The organism is Pseudomonas corrugata (genome assembly GCF_050920615.1).
Taxonomy (GTDB): domain Bacteria; phylum Pseudomonadota; class Gammaproteobacteria; order Pseudomonadales; family Pseudomonadaceae; genus Aquipseudomonas; species Aquipseudomonas corrugata.
Genome location: NZ_CP130434.1, coordinates 4187522 through 4206103 on the forward strand (window position 1 = coordinate 4187522; position 18582 = coordinate 4206103).

17 protein-coding genes are annotated in these 18582 nt (G+C 62.7%); 13 read left to right on the forward strand and 4 right to left on the reverse strand.

Features of this window, described 5'->3' with window-relative positions; translation table 11 throughout:
- Positions 1–5 precede the first annotated feature (5 nt).
- Both tssK and QZH45_RS18155 read right to left on the reverse strand, forming a co-directional pair.
- On the reverse strand, positions 6–1337 hold the full coding sequence (gene tssK / locus QZH45_RS18150; protein WP_024776580.1) for a type VI secretion system baseplate subunit TssK: 1332 nt from the start codon (positions 1335–1337) through the stop codon (positions 6–8).
- Between the two features lie 51 nt (positions 1338–1388).
- Entirely contained in the window at positions 1389–1820 is a 432-nt protein-coding gene (locus tag QZH45_RS18155) for a hypothetical protein (RefSeq protein WP_050593774.1), read from the reverse strand.
- Between the two features lie 258 nt (positions 1821–2078).
- On the opposite strand from QZH45_RS18155, the gene tssB reads away from it, so the two are divergent.
- The 10 genes from tssB to QZH45_RS18205 all read left to right on the forward strand — a co-directional run bounded on the left by tssB (position 2079) and on the right by QZH45_RS18205 (position 13786).
- Positions 2079–2639: a type VI secretion system contractile sheath small subunit gene (gene tssB, locus QZH45_RS18160; protein WP_024776582.1), complete on the forward strand. Its 561-nt coding sequence runs from the start codon at positions 2079–2081 to the stop codon at positions 2637–2639.
- A gap of 30 nt (positions 2640–2669) precedes the next feature.
- Complete coding sequence (tssC, locus tag QZH45_RS18165; RefSeq protein ID WP_024776583.1) at positions 2670–4151, forward strand: type VI secretion system contractile sheath large subunit; 1482 nt, start codon at positions 2670–2672, stop codon at positions 4149–4151.
- Between the two features lie 244 nt (positions 4152–4395).
- Complete coding sequence (locus QZH45_RS18170; protein WP_024776584.1) at positions 4396–4893, forward strand: Hcp family type VI secretion system effector; 498 nt, start codon at positions 4396–4398, stop codon at positions 4891–4893.
- Between the two features lie 13 nt (positions 4894–4906).
- Positions 4907–5350 carry a type VI secretion system baseplate subunit TssE gene (gene tssE / locus QZH45_RS18175; RefSeq protein WP_024776585.1) on the forward strand — a complete coding sequence of 148 codons (444 nt, stop codon included), beginning with the start codon at positions 4907–4909 and terminating at the stop codon, positions 5348–5350.
- On the forward strand, positions 5334–7124 hold the full coding sequence (gene tssF / locus QZH45_RS18180) for a type VI secretion system baseplate subunit TssF (RefSeq protein WP_024776586.1): 1791 nt from the start codon (positions 5334–5336) through the stop codon (positions 7122–7124). Before tssE ends, tssF begins: the two co-directional genes overlap by 17 nt.
- Positions 7088–8113 (forward strand): type VI secretion system baseplate subunit TssG, encoded by a 1026-nt coding sequence (tssG, locus tag QZH45_RS18185; RefSeq protein WP_024776591.1) that lies wholly within the window; start codon positions 7088–7090, stop codon positions 8111–8113. Before tssF ends, tssG begins: the two co-directional genes overlap by 37 nt.
- Before the next feature lies 1 nt (position 8114).
- The gene (gene tssH, locus QZH45_RS18190) at positions 8115–10658 is read left to right on the forward strand and encodes a type VI secretion system ATPase TssH (RefSeq protein WP_024776587.1); all 2544 of its coding nucleotides are present in this window, start codon (positions 8115–8117) and stop codon (positions 10656–10658) included.
- 55 nt (positions 10659–10713) lie between these two features.
- Positions 10714–11208, forward strand: coding sequence for a hypothetical protein (locus QZH45_RS18195; protein WP_024776588.1), 495 nt, complete (start codon positions 10714–10716; stop codon positions 11206–11208).
- A gap of 12 nt (positions 11209–11220) precedes the next feature.
- Entirely contained in the window at positions 11221–13230 is a 2010-nt protein-coding gene (gene tssI, locus QZH45_RS18200; RefSeq protein ID WP_024776589.1) for a type VI secretion system tip protein VgrG, read from the forward strand.
- Between the two features lie 13 nt (positions 13231–13243).
- Complete coding sequence (locus tag QZH45_RS18205) at positions 13244–13786, forward strand: toxin-antitoxin system YwqK family antitoxin (RefSeq protein ID WP_024776590.1); 543 nt, start codon at positions 13244–13246, stop codon at positions 13784–13786.
- 432 nt (positions 13787–14218) lie between these two features.
- Here QZH45_RS18205 and QZH45_RS18210 read toward each other — a convergent pair whose 3' ends face one another.
- Positions 14219–14614 (reverse strand): DUF4280 domain-containing protein, encoded by a 396-nt coding sequence (locus QZH45_RS18210; RefSeq protein ID WP_024780030.1) that lies wholly within the window; start codon positions 14612–14614, stop codon positions 14219–14221.
- Positions 14615–14788: 174 nt separating this feature from the next.
- Between QZH45_RS18210 and QZH45_RS18215 the strand changes: the two genes are divergently transcribed.
- The 3 genes from QZH45_RS18215 (at position 14789) to QZH45_RS18225 (ending at position 17973) form a co-directional block, all read left to right on the forward strand.
- Positions 14789–15856, forward strand: a complete 1068-nt coding sequence (locus QZH45_RS18215) for a phosphotransferase family protein (RefSeq protein WP_024780031.1) — start codon at positions 14789–14791, stop codon at positions 15854–15856.
- Positions 15857–15879: 23 nt separating this feature from the next.
- Entirely contained in the window at positions 15880–16647 is a 768-nt protein-coding gene (locus tag QZH45_RS18220; RefSeq protein WP_024780032.1) for an SDR family oxidoreductase, read from the forward strand.
- 210 nt (positions 16648–16857) lie between these two features.
- The gene (locus tag QZH45_RS18225) at positions 16858–17973 is read left to right on the forward strand and encodes a Gfo/Idh/MocA family protein (RefSeq protein ID WP_024780033.1); all 1116 of its coding nucleotides are present in this window, start codon (positions 16858–16860) and stop codon (positions 17971–17973) included.
- Positions 17974–18015: 42 nt separating this feature from the next.
- Here the strand turns inward: QZH45_RS18225 and QZH45_RS18230 are convergent, their stop codons facing one another.
- Positions 18016–18579 (reverse strand): helix-turn-helix domain-containing protein, encoded by a 564-nt coding sequence (locus QZH45_RS18230; protein ID WP_024780034.1) that lies wholly within the window; start codon positions 18577–18579, stop codon positions 18016–18018.
- Positions 18580–18582 lie beyond the last annotated feature (3 nt).

An 18582-nucleotide genomic window follows, 5' to 3' on the forward strand; every position in this document is an offset into this window, starting at 1 on the left:
TGCGATCAGGCACTTTCACCGACTTGCGGGACAAACAACACGACTTGCCACGGGCTGCTGGCCTGGGTCGAAGCCGGCGCCACGATGTGCAACGGCAGTTGCCCGTCGAACCATTGGCCGCTGGCAGCCACCACGAACAACCGGGTATCGTCGCCCACACTGTAGGCCACCTGCTCATTGCGGCTCATGGCCTGATGCGGCAGCCCGCTCATGCGCTGCCGGCTCAACAGCAGGACATGGGGCGCGGACGCGATGATCGCACCGCGCAACCAATCGGCGGCGGCCTGCTCACTGGCCCCGTTGGGCATGCGCAGCCCGATCACCAGACGCTGGCTCGGCTGATCGTCAGGCAACTGGATGGAGAACACCTGCTCATTGCGCTCGAAGGCCAGGCTGCGATAACCGGCACGGACCAGTTCCAGGGTGGTGTCGAGCCACTCGAGCAGCGGTTCGTAACCGCGTTGCAGCTCGAGGAAATCCAGTGGTGCAAACGCCGGTACGCCGGCCAGCGGGTCGAGGGCCGACCAGGCACCGGCCAGGCCCAGCAACAAACCGTACAGCGCCTGGGGAGTCGCCACCCGGGTGTTCAGGCTGCCTTCGACTTCCGGCAGGCGCGCCCACAAGGCGGTCATCTGCCGGCGGATCTCCAGCGCATCGTCCTGGTTGCCGGCCGCCTGAGCCTGGCGCAGCCGACCGGCGAGAAACAGGCACTTTTCCCGGGCCCGGGCACACAGCCCGGCCACTCGCCGGCCGAGCATCGATTCAGGCAACAGTACCGGCGTGGGCGGCGTATAGGGCATACGCAGAAAGCCGCCGCCGTCCTTGCGAATGCGCAGCAGCGGCAGGCAGATCGAATCGGCCTTGCTCAGTTGCGTGCACAGCCTCGGATTCGGGCGCCAGACGGTGATGGACTCGGGAAACTCGCCGCTGGTGAGATCCGGCAGCGCATCACCGACCACCGATTGCAGGCGCCCCTTGAGCGGCAGCAATTGCCCGGCACGCCAGAGCGGACTGATCGCCAGGTAGACGGTGACGGTAGCATCGTCGGTTTTGTTGACCGCCTCGGTGATATCCAGCTCCAGGGTCGGCCCGACGCCGGCCTGAAGATTGACCGGCAAGCCGTCCGGCAAGGTGCCCTGCAATTGCAGCAGCCGGACCTGGCCGGCGCTGAGGGCCGAAGGATCGACCTCCAGTTGACTGACACCCCAGAACCAGGGATTGCAGGCAGCCGCGACATGCGCAGCCAGGGCCTCGGCGCGCAGCCCTTGCAGTTGAAAATGTTGGGGCAGCAGTTGCATGCCCTCATGCCAGCACACCGCGTCAGGTAACAGACTCATACGACTCCCTTCGACATCCCAGTGTCGCCGCACAAGGCGGCCCGCGGTCATTCAAGGCTGACTTGCATTGAGCTGGCCATCATCGACGAGGCTCATCTCACGACTGTCGAACTTCAGCCAGGCCTTGCGCTGATCGTCCAGCCGGAGCCGGTGGGCTCCGGGAGTGTTATAGCTGGCGAAGACCAAAAGTCCAGCGGCGCGCCGGCCCTCCAGTGGGAAGGGCTGGCGGTCGATGAACTGCCCCGGGACCAGCTCCAGCCCCCACACCGACATGAGTTGACGATAGTCGCGCTGGAACTGTTCGCGCTCGGCGAACCACTGGCTGGCAGTGATAGCCGACAGTTGCTTGAGCAGTTCAGGATCATTCACGGCGATGAAATCCACGGCAATGGGCGTGTTGTCGTTGGCGCCGGACGCGACGTCGAGGGTCAGGCTGTCCAGGTCGACGCTTGGCGCAAAGAGCGAGCAACCGCTGAGCGCCATGCTGAAAAAAAATCCGTAAAAAAAAACACGCAAAATGAATTTTCCTTTTCGTCGCGGTCAAAATTTGTTTTTGCTTGCATTTTTATAGACCTGTTCTAGCTTCTTGGGTAGTTCGACCTGCACGGTCGAATGCACCAGGTTCGTCAAGGGAATGACAGATTTTCTGCTCTCCATTTGCAACCTGCGGATCAGCAAGGGAATGCGATGAGCGGGCCTCCCGATGCATTGCTCCCCCACATGCAATCGGAGTCGGCCGCCATGGCAGAAAGTACCCAGCACAAGCTTGACAGAGTCCGCCCTCCCCGCGTCCAGATCACCTATGACGTGGAAATCGGCAACGCCATCGAAAAGAAAGAATTGCCACTGGTCGTCGGCATTCTGGCCGACCTCTCGGGCAAGCCACTGGACCCGCTGCCCAAGCTGAACGAACGGCGCTTCACGGAAATCGATCGCGACAACTTCAACGAAGTGCTCGCCTCGATCTCCCCTCGCGCCACGCTCCAGGTGAACAACACCCTCAGCGGCGACGACAGCAAGCTCAACATCGAACTCAACTTCCGCCACATCGATGATTTCGACCCGGTCAAGGTCGTGGAACAGGTCACGCCGTTGCGCCGCCTGTTCGAAGCCCGTCAGCGCCTGCGCGACCTGCTGACCAAACTCGACGGCAACGATGACCTGGACAAATTGCTGCGCGACGTGATCGTCAACACCGAAGGCCTGCAAGAGATCAAGTCGGCCCGGCCCCAGGACGCGCCGCAAGAGCTGCCGGCCGTGGCCGCCAACGATGATCCGGCTCCGGCCGAACCACAGGCCTGATCGTGCTCATCACTCAAGGGAGATAAAGCCATGCCTGCTTCATCCAGCGCTCAAACCAGCGAGAGCACGACCCAGACCTTGTCCCTGCTGGACAAGATCATCGCCGAAGGCCGTATGGCCCATGACGACAGCCAACAGGACTACGCCCGCGACATGCTGGCCGAATTCGCCACCCAGGTCCTCGACGAAGGCATGGCCATCGACAAGGACACCGTGGCGATGATCAACGACCGCATCAGCCAGATCGACCAACTGATCAGCGCCCAGCTCAACGAAGTGCTGCACCACCCCGACCTGCAGAAACTCGAAGCGTCCTGGCGCGGCCTGCACCTGTTGGTGCAGAACACCGAAACCAGCACCCGGCTCAAACTTCGCCTGCTCAACGTCACCCAGAAAGAGCTGCAGAACGATCTGGAAAAAGCCGTCGAATTCGACCAGAGCGCGCTGTTCAAGAAAATCTACGAGGAAGAGTACGGGACCTTCGGCGGGCATCCGTTCAGCCTGCTGGTGGGCGACTACACCTTCGGCCGACACCCGCAGGACATCGGCCTGCTGGAGAAACTCTCCAACGTTGCCGCCGCGGCCCATGCCCCGTTCATTGCCGCCGCCAGCCCGCGCTTGTTCGACATGACCAGCTTTACCGAACTGGCAGTGCCCCGGGATCTGTCGAAGATTTTCGAGAGTCAGGAACTGATCAAGTGGCGCTCGTTCCGTGAAAGCGAAGATTCGCGCTACGTGTCCCTGGTGCTTCCGCACTTCCTCCTGCGCCTGCCCTACGGCCCGGACACCCGGCCGGTGGAAGGCATCAACTACGTCGAAGACGTCAACGGCACCGACCACAGCAAGTATCTGTGGGGCAACGCGGCCTGGGCACTGTCGCAACGCATCACCGAGGCCTTCGCCAAATATGGCTGGTGCGCGGCGATTCGCGGTGCCGAGGGTGGCGGCGCGGTGGAAGGCCTGCCGGCCCATACCTTCCGCACCAGTTCCGGAGACCTGTCCCTCAAGTGTCCGACCGAGGTGGCGATCACCGACCGCCGCGAGAAGGAGCTCAATGACCTGGGCTTCATCGCCCTGTGCCATAAGAAGAACAGTGACATCGCGGTGTTCTTCGGCGGCCAGACCACCAACCGGGCCAAGGTCTATAACACCAACGAGGCCAATGCCAACGCGCGGATCTCGGCGATGTTGCCCTACGTACTCGCGGCCTCGCGTTTCGCCCACTACCTGAAGGTGATCATGCGCGACAAGGTCGGCAGCTTCATGACCCGCGACAACGTGCAGACCTACCTCAACAACTGGATCGCCGACTACGTGCTGATCAACGACAACGCGCCCCAGGAGATCAAGGCGCAGTACCCGTTGCGCGAGGCGCGGGTGGACGTGACGGAAGTGGCCGGCAAGCCCGGAGCCTACAACGCCACGGTGTTCCTGCGACCGCACTTCCAGCTTGAGGAGTTGACCGCCTCGATCCGCCTGGTGGCGACCCTGCCGCCACCGGTTGCTGCCTGACCGCTGAAACCTGAGGCGAGGATGCTCGTTGTGGCGAGGGGATTTATCGAAACGTCGCACCGCCCCGCTGGGGCGCGAAGCGGCCCAAAATCCCGGCAACTCGGTCTATTCGAGAGATTGAGCTGACTGTTCAAGGGGCTGCTACGCAGCCCAGCGGGGATAAACCCCCTCGCCACAGGGGTTCGGCGTTCGTTTTTAGCGGTATTGGGTACCCCCCATTTGTCTTCTTCTGGAGTTCCACACCATGGATGCAATCATTCTCGACCTCGGCGGCGACATCAAGGGCGACAGCCTGCTGGAGGGTTTCACGGACAAGATCGAGGTCATGTCCTACAGCCACAACGTGGCGATGCAAGTCACCAACGACGTCAGCAACTCGGAGCGCACCTCGGGTCGACCGCATATCGGTGAGTTCACCCTGACCAAATTCATCGACAGCTCCACCCCTTCCCTCAACGAATATTGCTGCGCCGGCAAACCGATCCCGCAAGCCGTCATCACCATCGGACGCAATGCTGCCGAAGGCAGCGGCAAAATCATGCCCTTCATCGTCTACACCCTGACCAACGTCGTACTGTCCAACGTCAGTGTCAGCGGCGGCACGGGCGGCAAGCCGGTGGAAACCCTGTCGCTGAACTTCACCAAGATCAAATGGGAACTCACCGCCCAGAAAGACGACGGCACCAAGGAAGGCACGGCGGGCACGACCTGGGACCTGGCGGCCAACAAGATGACCAAGTAGGGACACTGCCCTGATGACTGGCTTCGGGCTTCGCCCGCCGCTGTTCGAACGCCTGGCCAGCCAGGCGGATGAACATGGCCGGGTGTTCGACCGGCAGGCGCTGCAGGATTCGGTCCACGCCGAACTGCATCGCCTGTTCAACACCCGACGCGGCCCCCAGGCGCTGACCGAACCGCCGAGCATTCTGGACTACGGCATAGCCGACTGGACCGCATTGCAACAGCAACGCAGCGATGACCGGCGCCTGCTGACTCGGGAAATACACCAGGCCATCAGCCATTTCGAACCCCGCCTGCAACTGGGCGAGGTCCAGGTCGTCCCGGTACCGGGCCACCCACAACAACTGGGCATACGGCTGTTGGGGGTGCTGCGTGGCGACCCGCACTCATGGCCCGTGGCGTTTGTCATCGAGCACGCCGGCGACGGTCTTGAGGTGCGACATGAGCGACTCGATTGATCCGCAACTGCTGGATTACTACCAGCGCGAACTGACCTGGTTGCGTCATGCCGGAAGCCTGTTCGCCGAACGTTACCCCAAGGTTGCCCGACGCCTGGAGCTGTCCCCCGGCGAATGCCCGGACCCGCACGTCGAGCGACTACTGGAAGGCTTCGCCCTGCTGTCCGCCCGGCTGCAACGCCGGCTGGACGACGACTACGCCGAATTCAGCGATGCCCTGCTCGAACAGCTCTATCCGTTGGCCATGCGCCCGTTGCCTTCGTGCGCAATCGTGCAGTTCGAGCCCGACCCGAGCAAAGGCAACCTCGACGACGGCTATCCCCTGCCCCGGGACACGCCCTTGTTCGTCACCACGGACAAGGGTCAGAGCATTCACTTTCGCACCACCGCCGCCGTGCACCTGTGGCCGCTGGAAGTCAGCGAAGCCCTGTTGCTGGGCAGTGACGAGGCCCAGGCGCTGACCGGGGTGGTCCAGGCGCGCTCAGCCTTGCGCCTGAACCTGCGATGCCTGGGCGAGCGCCAATGGTCGACGCTGGGGATCGACACCCTGCGGGTGCACCTGGCGGCCTCGCCAATGATCAACGCCTGGCTGTACGACCTGCTCGGCGCCCACACGGTCAAGGTCTTGGCCGGCTCGCCGGGCAGCGTACCGGAACCGTTGGCCGGCCTGCCGCGGATCGTCGGTTTCGCCAGCGACGAAGCCCTGCTGCCGGATGAGGATGGCGTGCATCCGGGCATGCGCCTGCTGGCGGAATACTTTGCCTTCCCCGACAAGTTCGGTTTCTTCGACCTGCCCCTGGCCGGAGCGACCAGCGACAGCTCGTCCCTGTACCTGTACATCGTCTTCGATCGCGCCCCCGCCAATCGCCTGCCGCTCCAGGCCAGCGACATCGCCCTGGGCTGCACGCCGGTGATCAATCTCTTCCCCAGGACCAGCGAGCCGCTGCGCCCTGACGGCACCCGCAGCGAATATCGGCTGGTGGCCGACAGTCATCGGGAAAACAGTGTCGAGATCCACAGCATCCGCACCGTGCGTGCCACGTCCAGCCAGGGCGTGCGTAAAGTGCCGACCTATTACGGCAGCCAGCACGGCAACGACCAGCACTGCTATTGGCATGCACGGCGGGTCAGCGGCATGAGCCCGAACCGGCTGGGCACCGACTTGTTGGTCAGCCTGGTGGACACCCAGCTCGACCCGCTCGCCGACACCCGCGACTACAGCCTCACCGCCGAATTGCTGTGCACCAGCCGACACCTGGCCCAGAGCCTGCCGGCGGGCACGCCGCTGGGCTTCGAGCGTCCGGGCCCGGTGGCCTGGGCCCGCCTGCGCAACCCGCCGAGCCCGCAGAGTCTGCCGCGCCTGAATGGTGAATCGCGCTGGCGGCTGGTGTCGCAATTGACCCTCAACCATTTGTCCCTGGTGGAAGGCCCCCAGGCGCTGGATGCGCTGCGCGAGATTCTGGAGCTGCATAACCTGCGGGACGAGGCCAGTGCCCACCGCCAGATCGAAGGGGTCATGGGCCTGGGTTGCGACCGGGTCATCGCCCATGTCGGTGAAGATGCCTGGCGTGGCTGGCGCAATGGCCTGGAAGTACGCCTGCAACTGGACCCGCAGCATTTCGTCGGCAGCAGCGCCGTGCTGTTCTCCGGCGTCCTGGCGCAGTTCTTCTCACTCTATGCCACCGCCAATCGCTTCGTGCGCACGGTGCTGGTTCAGTCCGACAGGGAGGTTAAGACATGGCAACCCCAAGCCGGCAAACCCCTGACGCTCTGAACCTGAGCCAGCGCCTGAGACGCGATCCACAGCGTTTCGAATGGCTCCAGGCCTTGTTGCTGCTGGAGCGCGAACATCCCCAGGCCGAGCCTCTGGGCAGCGGCACCGCGCCCCACGCCGAAGCGTTGCGCCTGCGAGGACCGTTGACGCCGCTGTTCGCCGCCAGCGAAGTCGAGAACCTGAGCCAGGAACCCGGTTCGCCCCCCGTGCTGACCACGCCGATCTTTGGCCTCGGTGGCCCCGACGGCCCGTTGCCCTACGCTTATCAGGAATGGCTGCAACAGCGGGCACGGGCGCGGGACCATGCGCCGGCGGAATTTCTCGACCTGTTCCAGCACCGGCTGCTCAGCCTGCTTTACAAAGTGATGCGCAAGCATCGCATTGCTCTGGGCTTCACTCCCCCGGGCGCCTCCGCCGTGCAGACACAATTGCGCGCCCTGACCGGCCTGCTGCCCAAGGCCTTGCAGGAACGCCAGGCCGCCCCCGATTCCGCCGCGCTGGCGTGCACCGCGCTGTACGCCGACGGCCGCCGCTCCCTGGCCGGGTTCGCGGCCATTGTCCGCGAGCAGTTCGGTCTGCCAGTGGAACTGACCGCCTATGAAGGCGGCTGGCGCGAGATCCCGCCGGCCAGCCGCAGCCGCTTGCAACCGGGCGGCCGCAACTTGCGCCTGGGTCGTAGCGCCGTGGCCGGCACCCGGGTCTGGGACGAGCATGCCGGCGTGCGTCTGACCCTCGGCCCATTGAGCGCAGCCCAGGCCAGCGGATTGCTGCCCAACGGCGAAACCCATCCGTTGCTTGCCAGCCTGTATGCCCTGTATTTCGGCCCCGACCTGGATTGCACCCTGGTGCTGCTGATCCGGGGCGCCGGCCCACTGCAACTGGGCCACCAGGCCCCGCCACGACTGAACTGGAACGGCGGCCTGCAACGGCAGTCGAGCCTGGCCCTGCAACGGATCGAAACCCGCCTTCGTCAGCCGGAGATCGCCTGAAATGGAACTGGCCAGCCTGATCGGACGCCTCAACCCGGACAATCGTCGCGCCCTGGAACGGGCCGCCCAGCGCTGCCTGCAACGCAGTCATCATTACGTGGAAATCGAACACCTGTTGCTGGAGTTGCTGGACATCGAAGGCGGTGACTTCGCCTGTCTGCTACCGCGCTTCGGCCTTGAGCGTGACGCGGTGGCGGCGGAGACCAACAAGGCCCTGGACCTGTTCAAGTCCGGTAGCACACGCACACCCGCGCTGTCGGCGCAAACCATCGGCCTGCTGGAAGACGCCGTGGTCCAGGCCAGTGTGCTCGGCCTGGCCAGCATCCGCTCGGGGCTGTTGCTGCTGGCGCTGCTGGACCGCGATGAGCGTCGCAGCCTGTTGCTCAACAGCGCCTCGTCGCTGCTGCGTATTCCCCGGGATGCCCTGCGCACCCATCTGTTGGAATGGACCGAAAGCTCCCGGGAACATGCCGGCGTTGCCCGTCCGGCGAAACCCGGGCAGGCAGCGCAAAAACAGGACCCGGTACTCGACCAGTACACCCAGGACCTGACCGACGATGCCCGCAATGGCCGCATCGACCCCATCGTCGGGCGCGACGGCGAGATCCGCCAATGCATCGATATCCTGCTCCGGCGCCGGCAGAACAACCCGATCCTGGTGGGCGCACCGGGTGTCGGCAAGACCGCCGTGGTAGAAGGCCTCGCCTTGCGCATCGCCGCCGGAGATGTGCCGCCGTCGCTGCAGGAGGTCACGTTGCGGGTGCTCGATCTCGGTCTGTTGCAGGCCGGCGCGGGGGTCAAGGGTGAATTCGAGCAACGCCTCAAAGGCGTGATCGACGCGGTACGCAGTGCCGAGAAACCGATCATTCTGTTCATCGACGAAGCCCATACCCTGATCGGTGCCGGCGGCGCAGAGGGCGGCAGCGACGCGGCCAACCTGCTCAAACCGGCCCTGGCCCGGGGCGAACTGCGCACCCTGGCCGCCACCACCTGGCTGGAATACAAGAAATACTTCGAGAAAGACCCGGCCCTGGCCCGCCGCTTCCAGTTGGTACAGGTCGAAGAGCCGGACGAACTCACTGCCGTGGAAATGCTTCGTGGCGTGGCCAGCAAACTGGAACACCACCATGGCGTGCAAGTGCTGGACGCGGCGATCCACGAAGCGGTGAAGCTCTCCCACCGCTACATTTCCGGACGGCAACTGCCGGACAAGGCCATCAGCGTGCTCGACACCGCCTGCGCCCGGGTCGCCCTCGGCCAGCACGACGTACCGCCGCCACTGGAAAGCCTGCGACACCGGCAGAACAGCCTCAAGGACGAAGTCGAACGACTGCGCCGGGAACAAGCCACCGGGCTGGACCATCGCGAACGCATCACCCTGCTCGAAGGCGAATCCGCCGACAACGTGCAGGCCATCCGCGAACTGGAAACCCGCTGGGGCGAAGAGCGCGAAGCCGTGCGCGAACTGCTCGATACCCGGCGCGAACTGCTGGCCCTGAGCGAACGCGCCGACGCTGAAAAAGCCGACACCGATATCGATAACCGCATCGACCACCTGGCGGCCGAACTGCTGCGCCTGGAAGCCGGCCTCGATGCCATTCGTCAGGACGACCCACTGGTGCCCGAGCAGGTGGACAGCAAGACCGTGGCCGCCGTAATCGCCGGCTGGACCGGTATTCCCGTGGGCAAGATGCTCGCCGATGAAGCCCATGCCGTGCGCACCCTCGGCCAGCGCATGGGCTTGCGGGTCATGGGCCAGGGCACGGCCCTCAATACCATTGCCCAACGCCTGCAAGCCTACCGCGCCGGCCTCACCGACCCGCAAAAACCGGTGGGCGTGTTCCTGCTGGTCGGCCCCACCGGAGTGGGCAAGACCGAAACCGCCTATGCCCTGGCCGATGCCTTGTACGGCGGCGAACGCAACCTGATCAGCATCAACCTCTCGGAGTACCAGGAAGCCCACACCGTCAGCCAACTCAAAGGCGCCCCGCCCGGCTACGTCGGCTATGGCAGCGGTGGCGTACTCACCGAAGCGGTGCGGCGCAAACCCTACTCGGTGGTGTTGCTGGACGAAATCGAAAAGGCCCACCCGGACGTGCTCGAAGCCTTCTACAACGTGTTCGACAAGGGCCTGATGGAGGACGGCACCGGCCTGGTGGTGGATTTCAAGAACACCGTGATGCTTGCCACCAGCAACGTCGGCGCCGAATTACTGCTGGACACACCGGCTGCGCAACTGGGCAGCGATGCCTTCAACGAAGCCTTGCACAAGGTGCTGCTGCAAGCGTTTCGTCCGGCGTTCCTGGCGCGCATGACGGTGGTGGCGTATCGACCGCTCGATGAGGCAACGCTGGAGGGCATCGTGCTGGCGAAGCTGGAGAAATTGCGCGGGCGCTACAAGGCCGCGACGGGCAAGCAGTTCGAGTTCGATGCCGGGATCGTCAAAGCGGTGCTTGCCAAGTGCAGCGCGGCGGGGGCACGGGATGTGGAGAATGTGTTGATGACGCAGGTGACCGGAAAACTGGCGGAATGGGCATTGGAATAAAACGTTGCCCCAGTGCCTATCGGAGATGTGATCAAAACCTACAGGAGCTGCAAATATGGGCTATGCACAATCAACACTTACCGCAGCGAGTATTGCCACGCACGATCCTTGGACACCGATGGTGAACTCCATCATTAAATCCGGGGCTGTCTACGGAGAGGAACTTGATGTAATCGGTGCTGTGGGTGGTACAAATCTTGTCACCGGCACCCGTTCAGGGATGCTTCTGCTTGATGGCCTGAAGGTGGGTGACAATAGCGCGCATATTTCTATTACTCCGAACGATTCAGGCATGTGGACCTATTTTCATGTAACTATGGTAGGTGGAAAAAATAACGGATCTATTTACTTTCAACTTGAAACTGACCAAGACGATCAACTTGACGTCAAGTCTTCAACGAAGACCTTGCTGAAAGAAGAAGGTAAAAAAGCAAAAATATCCAAAGCCACTCATACCATTACCACGCCACCTGAACACTTACTCAAAGACCTGAAAACAGTGATGGAGAAGCTGTTAGGCAGTAATTTCGTGAAGGGTGAGGCGGTATAGAGGTATCAATCGATGGCCCGCTCCACCGACAGCAACACCACCCTATCCCTCACCGCCGCCACGGTGTCGGCGCTGTACCCTGAATCGCTATCCGGCGAAGAAAGACTCAATGCCTTGGGCTCGCACATCCTCAATGGCGTCGTCGACGGCGCCCCGCTGACGCTCGCCAGCGCAGTCGCCAGCCATGTCACCACTACCCTGCACAAGGACGCCCTGCTACGTCCGCTGGATTGGCTGGTCGCCGAAATCCGCCAGTTGCCCGCCGACGCTACCGCCGAGCGCTATCAGCTGTTGCTCAGGCCCTGGCTCTGGTGGCTGAGCCTGGCCAGCAACAACCGGGTGTTCCAGAACCTCGCCACGTCGGACATCGTCACCACGATCTTCAAGGCCCACGCGTTTACCGATTTCCAGCTCAAACTCAGCGGCAGCTACACGCCGAGGGAGTATTGCGTGCAGTACGGCGAAACCGATCTGGCCTTCATTTCCCGACTGTTGGAAGAAGATGGGATTTTCTGGTTCTTCAGCCATGAAGCCGGCACGCACACCCTGGTGCTGGCCGACAGCAACGACGCCTTCGCACCGATTCCCAACGGACCGACGGTGAACTATCTCGGGCAGGGAATGGGCGAGCGGGAACTGCATGGCATCCGCTCGGGGCACGTGTCCCTGCAAGCGGTGGCCGGGGTCTATCAGGCGACCGACTATGAATTCACCACGCCGACGACCTCGCTCTACAGCCAGGCCGAAGCCGTGGCCGGCCCCAGTTCGATATACGAACATCCGGGCGGCTACAACGCCAAGGCCCAGGGCGATGCATTGACCAAGCAGCGGGTGGACGGCTTGCGCAGCCAGGCGCAGCGGTTTGTCGGTGAAAGCGATTGCCGCTGGCTGGTGCCGGGGTATTGGTTCACCCTCGCTGGCCACGAAGATCCGTCGTTGAACATCGATTGGGTGGTGACCTCGGTCAGTCATGAAGCCAGCCACGACAGTTACCGCAATCGCTTCGAAGCGATTCCCAAGGCCACGCCATATAGACCGGCCCGCCTCACGCCGAAACCGCGCATGCACACCCAGACCGCACTGGTGGTGGGCAAGGCCGGCGAAGAAATCTGGACCGATGAATACGGGCGGATCAAGCTGCAGTTCCCCTGGGACCGCACCGGCAAGAATGACGAAACCTCGTCTTGCTGGGTGCGGGTGGTCCTGCCCTGGAGCGGCAAGGGTTTTGGCATGCAGTTCGTACCCCGGATCGGCCAGGAAGTCATCGTTACGTTCATCGACGGCGACCCCGACCGACCGCTGGTGACTGGCTGCGTCTACAACGGCGACAACGCCCTGCCCTACGCGCTGCCGGCGAACCAGACCCAATCCGGGATCAAGACCAACTCGTCAAAGGGTGGCGGCGGTTTCAATGAGTTGCGCTTCGAGGACAAGAAGGATGCCGAGGAGGTGTTTCTCCAGGCCCAGAAGGACTTCAACATCAACGTGCTCAACGACACCACCGCCACCGTCGGCCATGACGAAACCCTTACCGTGCAGAATGCCCGCACCCGCACGGTCAAGGACGGCGATGAGACTGTCACACTGGAGAAAGGCAAACGCAACGTGACGATCCAGACCGGCAGCGACAGCCTCGATGTGAAAGACACCCGCACCGTGACCGTGGGCTCGGACCAGACCCACAGCACCGGCGGCAACTACACGCACAAGGTCACCGGCAACTACGAGCTGACCGTGGACGGCAACCTGACCATCAAGGTCAGCGGCACCCTGACCCTGCAAAGCGGCGGCAGTTTCGCCATCAAGAGCGGCGCGGACCTGGCGGCCCAGGCCAGCACGTCCATCAGCCAGAAGGCTGGCACGGCGCTGAGCAATCAGGCCGGCACCTCGCTGGAGAACAAGGCCGGCACCACCCTGACCAATGACGCCGGCATCAGCCTGGTCAATAAGGCCGCCGCGGAACAGACAGTGGACGGCGGCGGCATGCTGACCATCAAGGGCGGCCTGGTGAAGGTCAACTGACAGGAGCGCGACGATGGCCTCGAAGAAGCTTGACCTGGAACGTGGCGACAGCCAACTGAGCGGTCAGTTGATCGACGGCCGGCTCGACGGCCCATTGCACATCGAAGAAGCCCGACGCCCGCAAGCGAAACTCAACTACAGCCAAGGTGAACTGCAAGGCACCAGCACCTTGTACCACCCCAATGGAAAGGTTTCGGCGGTGTTGCCGTTCGTCAAAGGCAAGTTGCAGGGCGTGGCGAGCTTTTACGCGGCCGAAGGTGGGTTGCAGCGCCAAGCCACCTATCGCGGCGGGTTGCTGCACGGCGAAACCAACAACTATTTCCCGGACGGGCAATTGGCCGAGGCGGAGTTTTATCGCGACGGCGTGCGCGACGGTCGCTATCGCCGCCTGCACCCCAACGGTAACCCGGCCATCGAAGCCCGCTACCTCAACGGCCAACTGCTGGAACCCGCCCACGCCTACGCCGAGGATGGGCGCCCGCTGGATGCCGACGGCAAGCCGATTTCCCGGGTACGCTGGTGGTTCCGGCGCTGGAATGATCCGGCGCAGGCCTGAGCGCCTGGCTTCTGCTGGACTTTGAGACCTGAACCCACCGGCAAACCTTGTGGGAGCGAGCCTGCTCGCGATGGCGTCGGCACACTCAACATCTCCATGACAGACACTCCGCTATCGCGAGCAGGCTCGCTCCCACACTGGATTTGAGATGTAGGCATCAATTTCATACACCACCAGCCCCTGTGGGAGCCAGGCTTGCCCGCGATGGCGTCGGCACATCCAACATCTTCATTTCAGACTCTCCGCTATCGCGAGCAAGCTTTGCTCCCACACTGGATTTGAGATGTAGGCAGCAATTTCACACACCACCGGCCCCTGTGGGAGCCAGGCTTGCCCGCGATGGCGTCGGCACATCCAACATCTTCATTTCAGACTCTCCGCTATCGCGAGCAAGCTTTGCTCCCACAGCAGATCCTCGATAAAACGCCCCTGTCAGGGAATCAACATCTGCACCTGCCCCGGCACAACAATCTTGATCACCCCCGCCCAGGTACACATCAAGGTGCTGTTGGCATCGATCGCCGGCATATTGCCCAACAACAAGGTAGGCGCACCGCCGGGTATCCAGGGTGCGGCAGTAGCGGGAATACAAGGCATGGGCGTCAACACACCCAGGGCCGCCGCAGTCGCAGCGGCTACGGTGGGATTGGCCAGGCTCGTGCACATGCCGAACGTGGTGATGTTCACCAGCGGAATGTGATCCATGATATTCGCCGCCGGCATGCCACCGGTCAGCATTCGATTGACCGGCAATACGTTGAGCACCGCCGGGGCTGCACCGAAGCTGCATTGCAGGGTGGCGGTACTGCAGACTTGCGGGCATCCCATCGTGGGCGACTCCTTGAAGCGACCCCGAAACCATAGCTCACCTGCGCGCATCAGGCCCGCTGATTATCCGGCAACACGCTAACCTATAAGACCCGGGCGTGCTTGTGACGCCTCCCACACGCCATTAGATTAGCCAATGATTGATGGCCTCCAGAATAAGCAGAAGGGATAAGCATGGCGTTTACTGATCAGTCCACCCGCGTGCGCGACGGTGAAGAACTCGATGCCAACCTGATCGACCCGTACCTCAAGGCCCACATTCCCGGCCTGACCGGCGCGCCACGGATCAGTCAGTTTCCCGGTGGCGCATCGAACCTGACCTACCTGCTGGAGTATCCCGAACAGGAATTCGTCCTGCGCCGTCCACCGTTCGGCCACAAGGCCAAATCCGCCCATGACATGGGCCGTGAATTCCGCATCCTTAATCAGTTGCGCGACGAGTTCCCGTATTGCCCGAAAGCCTATGTGCACTGCACCGATGAGTCCGTCATGGGCGCCGAGTTCTACGTGATGGAACGGGTCAAGGGCATCATCCTGCGTTCCGACCTGCCGCCGGAGCTGGGTTTCGACGCCGCCCGCACCGAAGTGCTGTGCAAGAGCTTCATCGACCGGCTCGTAGAACTGCACCGAGTCGATTACCACGCTTGCGGCCTGGCCGACCTCGGCAAGCCCGAAGGCTACGTGGCCCGCCAGATCCGTGGCTGGAGCGAACGCTACGAAAAAGCCCTGACCCCCGACGCGCCGAAATGGGAGACGGTCAAGGCCTGGCTCAACGACAAGATGCCGGCCGACCATCCAGTTTCCAGCATCGTCCACAACGACTACCGCTTCGATAACGTGATCCTCGACCCGGACAACCCGATGCAAATCATCGGCGTGCTGGACTGGGAACTGACCACCCTTGGCGACCCGCTGATGGACCTGGGCAACAGCCTCGCCTACTGGATCGAAGCGACGGACCCGGCGCCGGTCCAGTTGATGCGCCGCCAGCCCAGCCACGCGCCCGGCATGCTGACCCGTCGCGAGTTCGTGGATTACTACGCCGAACGCGCCGGTATCCGCATCGACAATTTCGACTTCTATTACACCTACGGCCTGTTCCGCCTGGCCGGTATCGTCCAGCAGATCTACTACCGCTTCTTCCACGGCCAGACCCAGGACCAACGCTTCGCCCAGTTCGTTCAGATGAACAAACTGCTGGAGCAAATGAGTTTGCAGGTCATCGGCCAATCCACGCTCTGAGCGCTCCATGACAAGGAAACAGCATGTCCAAGACCCAGTTGTTCGACCTCGACGGTAAAATCGCTTTCGTTTCCGGCGCCAGCCGTGGCATCGGCGAGGCCATCGCCAAGTTGCTGGCCCAGCAAGGTGCCCATGTGATCGTTTCCAGCCGCAAGCTCGACGGTTGCCAGCACGTGGCCGACGCCATCATCGCCGCGGGTGGCAAAGCCACGGCCATCGCCTGCCACATCGGTGAAATGGAGCAGATCAGCCAGGTCTTCGCCGGCATTCGCGAACAGTTCGGGCGCCTGGACATCCTGGTGAACAACGCGGCCACCAACCCGCAGTTCTGCAACGTGCTGGACACCGACCTGGGCGCCTTCCAGAAAACCGTCGATGTGAACATTCGCGGTTATTTCTTCATGTCGGTGGAAGCCGGCAAGCTGATGCGCGAGCACGGCGGCGGCAGCATCATCAACGTGGCATCGATCAACGGCATCTCGCCGGGCATTTTCCAGGGCATCTACTCGGTGACCAAGGCCGCGGTGATCAACATGACCAAAGTGTTCGCCAAGGAGTGTGCGCAGTTCGGCATCCGCTGCAACGCCCTGCTGCCGGGCCTGACCGACACCAAGTTCGCCTCGGCACTGGTCAAGAACGACGCGATCCTAAAAACCGCCCTGGCGCAGATTCCGCTCAAACGCGTGGCCGACCCAAGCGAAATGGCTGGCGCCGTGTTGTACCTGGCCAGTGACGCGTCGAGCTACACCACCGGTGTGGCGCTGAATGTGGATGGTGGGTTCCTTTCCTGACATCGCACTTTCCCCCTGTGGGAGCGAGCCTGCTCGCGATGACGGTGGCTCAGTGGCATTGATGTTGACTGATACACCGCCATCGCGAGCAGGCTCGCTTCCACAGGGGCCCTCACCCACGAAAGAATATTTATTCCAATATTTGCAATTTACGAATATTTATTCCATAAAGAGCCCTCCTGAACATCACTATTCAAAGGGCTCTTTCTCATGCGCGAACTTGGCATTGGCTTGATTGGCACCGGTTTCATGGGCCGTGCCCATGCCTTGGCATTCAACAATGCCAAAGCGGTATTCGACCTCCCCTTTAACCTGACCCTGGCGGCCCTGGCCGATGCCGATCCGCAGCGTGCCCTGCAATGCGCCAGCAACTGGGGTTTCGAGACGGTTCATAGCGACTGGCAACAACTGATCGACGACCCGAAGGTCCATCTGGTAGCCATCACCACCCCCAACCACCTGCATTATCCGATGGCCATGGCGGCGCTGGCGGCGGGCAAGGCGGTCTACTGCGAAAAACCCCTGGCGGTGTCCCTGGAACAGGCCGAGCAGATGCGCCAGGCCGCCAAGGCCGCCGGCGTGGTCACGCGGGTCGGCTACAACTACCAGCACAACCCGATCATTCATCTGGCACGGGAGATGATCCAGCGCGGGGAGCTGGGCCGGATCATCAGTTTTCAGGGTGAGTTCAGCGAGGACTTCATGGCCGACCCGACTTCGCCATGGTCATGGCGCTGCGAAGCGGCCCATGCCGGTGGCGCATTGGCGGACCTGGGCAGCCATCTGCTGGCCATGGCCCGTTACCTGCTGGGCGATGTCGAAGCGGTCTGCGCCGACAGCCAGACCGTGCACAACCAACGCCCGGCCAGCACGGGCAATCCCGAACAACGCACCATCGCGGTAGATGATCAGGTCCACGCCCTGCTGCGCTTCAGCAGCGGCGCCCGCGGCACAGTGAGCAGCAGTTGGCTGAAACACGGGCGCAAGAATCATCTGGGCTTCGAGATCAGCGGCACCCTTGGCACGCTGATATTCGATCAGGAACGACTGAATGAACTGCAGGTGAGCCGTGTCGGCCAGGCGGGTTTCCAGCGGTTGCTGGCCGGCCCGGACCTGCCGGGCTATGCCGCGTTCAGCCCGGCCGCCGGGCACCAGTTGGGCTACAACGAATTGAAGACCCTGGAGGTACAGGAACTGATCATGACCCTCGCCGATCAAGGTGGCAGTGGGACGGACTTCGAAGAGGCCTGGGAAGTGGAGCGGCTGGCGGCGGCCATTCGCTTGTCGGCACGGGAACAGCGGTGGGTGCAAGTCTGCGGATTATGACCCCCTCTTCCACCTCACCACTGGCTGTCTCGTCTCCAGAGGTCAAATCACCACGTTGCGTACGAACCGCGTCGCCTCCGCCCCATCGTTGCGGTAACCATGGGGCTGGTTGCTGGCGAACATGAAAAACTCTCCCGCGCCGATCCGAAGCTCATCATTGCCCAGCAGCAAGGTCAGGCAACCCTCGAAGACATAAAGCTGCTCACTCCAACCATCGTTATCGGGCTCGGAGGCGTAGTGTTCGCCAGGCTCCAGGCGCCATTCCCACAGTTCGACTTCACGGCTGGCATTGGCTTTGGCCAGGAGCACGGCTTTACTGCCAGGGACCGCGCCGGCCCAGGCCAACTCGTTGATGCGACTCGGGTCACGGGCATCGGGGGCCTGGATCAAATCGCTGAAGGCCACATCGAGAGCTTCAGCCACACGGTCGAGGGTGGTCAGGCTGACGTTCTTTTCACCGGCCTCGATGGCGACCAGCATCCGCCGGCTGACCCCTGACAACTGCGCCAGCGCTGTCTGGCTGAGCTGCGCGGCGTGTCGCAAACGGCGGACGTTCTGGCTGACGTGTTGAAGGACTGAGGCGCGCGGGCCATTTTCTTTGTTCACGGT

Excerpts from the sequence above, each read along its gene's own strand:
- tssK (WP_024776580.1), bottom strand. The coding sequence starts at position 1,337 with ATGAGTCTGTTACCTGACGCGGTGTGCTGGCATGAGGGCATGCAACTG.
- QZH45_RS18155 (WP_050593774.1), bottom strand. The coding sequence starts at position 1,820 with ATGGCGCTCAGCGGTTGCTCGCTCTTTGCGCCAAGCGTCGACCTGGAC.
- tssB (WP_024776582.1), top strand. The coding sequence starts at position 2,079 with ATGGCAGAAAGTACCCAGCACAAGCTTGACAGAGTCCGCCCTCCCCGC.
- tssC (WP_024776583.1), top strand. The coding sequence starts at position 2,670 with ATGCCTGCTTCATCCAGCGCTCAAACCAGCGAGAGCACGACCCAGACC.
- QZH45_RS18170 (WP_024776584.1), top strand. The coding sequence starts at position 4,396 with ATGGATGCAATCATTCTCGACCTCGGCGGCGACATCAAGGGCGACAGC.
- tssE (WP_024776585.1), top strand. The coding sequence starts at position 4,907 with ATGACTGGCTTCGGGCTTCGCCCGCCGCTGTTCGAACGCCTGGCCAGC.
- tssF (WP_024776586.1), top strand. The coding sequence starts at position 5,334 with ATGAGCGACTCGATTGATCCGCAACTGCTGGATTACTACCAGCGCGAA.
- tssG (WP_024776591.1), top strand. The coding sequence starts at position 7,088 with ATGGCAACCCCAAGCCGGCAAACCCCTGACGCTCTGAACCTGAGCCAG.
- tssH (WP_024776587.1), top strand. The coding sequence starts at position 8,115 with ATGGAACTGGCCAGCCTGATCGGACGCCTCAACCCGGACAATCGTCGC.
- QZH45_RS18195 (WP_024776588.1), top strand. The coding sequence starts at position 10,714 with ATGGGCTATGCACAATCAACACTTACCGCAGCGAGTATTGCCACGCAC.
- tssI (WP_024776589.1), top strand. The coding sequence starts at position 11,221 with ATGGCCCGCTCCACCGACAGCAACACCACCCTATCCCTCACCGCCGCC.
- QZH45_RS18205 (WP_024776590.1), top strand. The coding sequence starts at position 13,244 with ATGGCCTCGAAGAAGCTTGACCTGGAACGTGGCGACAGCCAACTGAGC.
- QZH45_RS18210 (WP_024780030.1), bottom strand. The coding sequence starts at position 14,614 with ATGGGATGCCCGCAAGTCTGCAGTACCGCCACCCTGCAATGCAGCTTC.
- QZH45_RS18215 (WP_024780031.1), top strand. The coding sequence starts at position 14,789 with ATGGCGTTTACTGATCAGTCCACCCGCGTGCGCGACGGTGAAGAACTC.
- QZH45_RS18220 (WP_024780032.1), top strand. The coding sequence starts at position 15,880 with ATGTCCAAGACCCAGTTGTTCGACCTCGACGGTAAAATCGCTTTCGTT.
- QZH45_RS18225 (WP_024780033.1), top strand. The coding sequence starts at position 16,858 with ATGCGCGAACTTGGCATTGGCTTGATTGGCACCGGTTTCATGGGCCGT.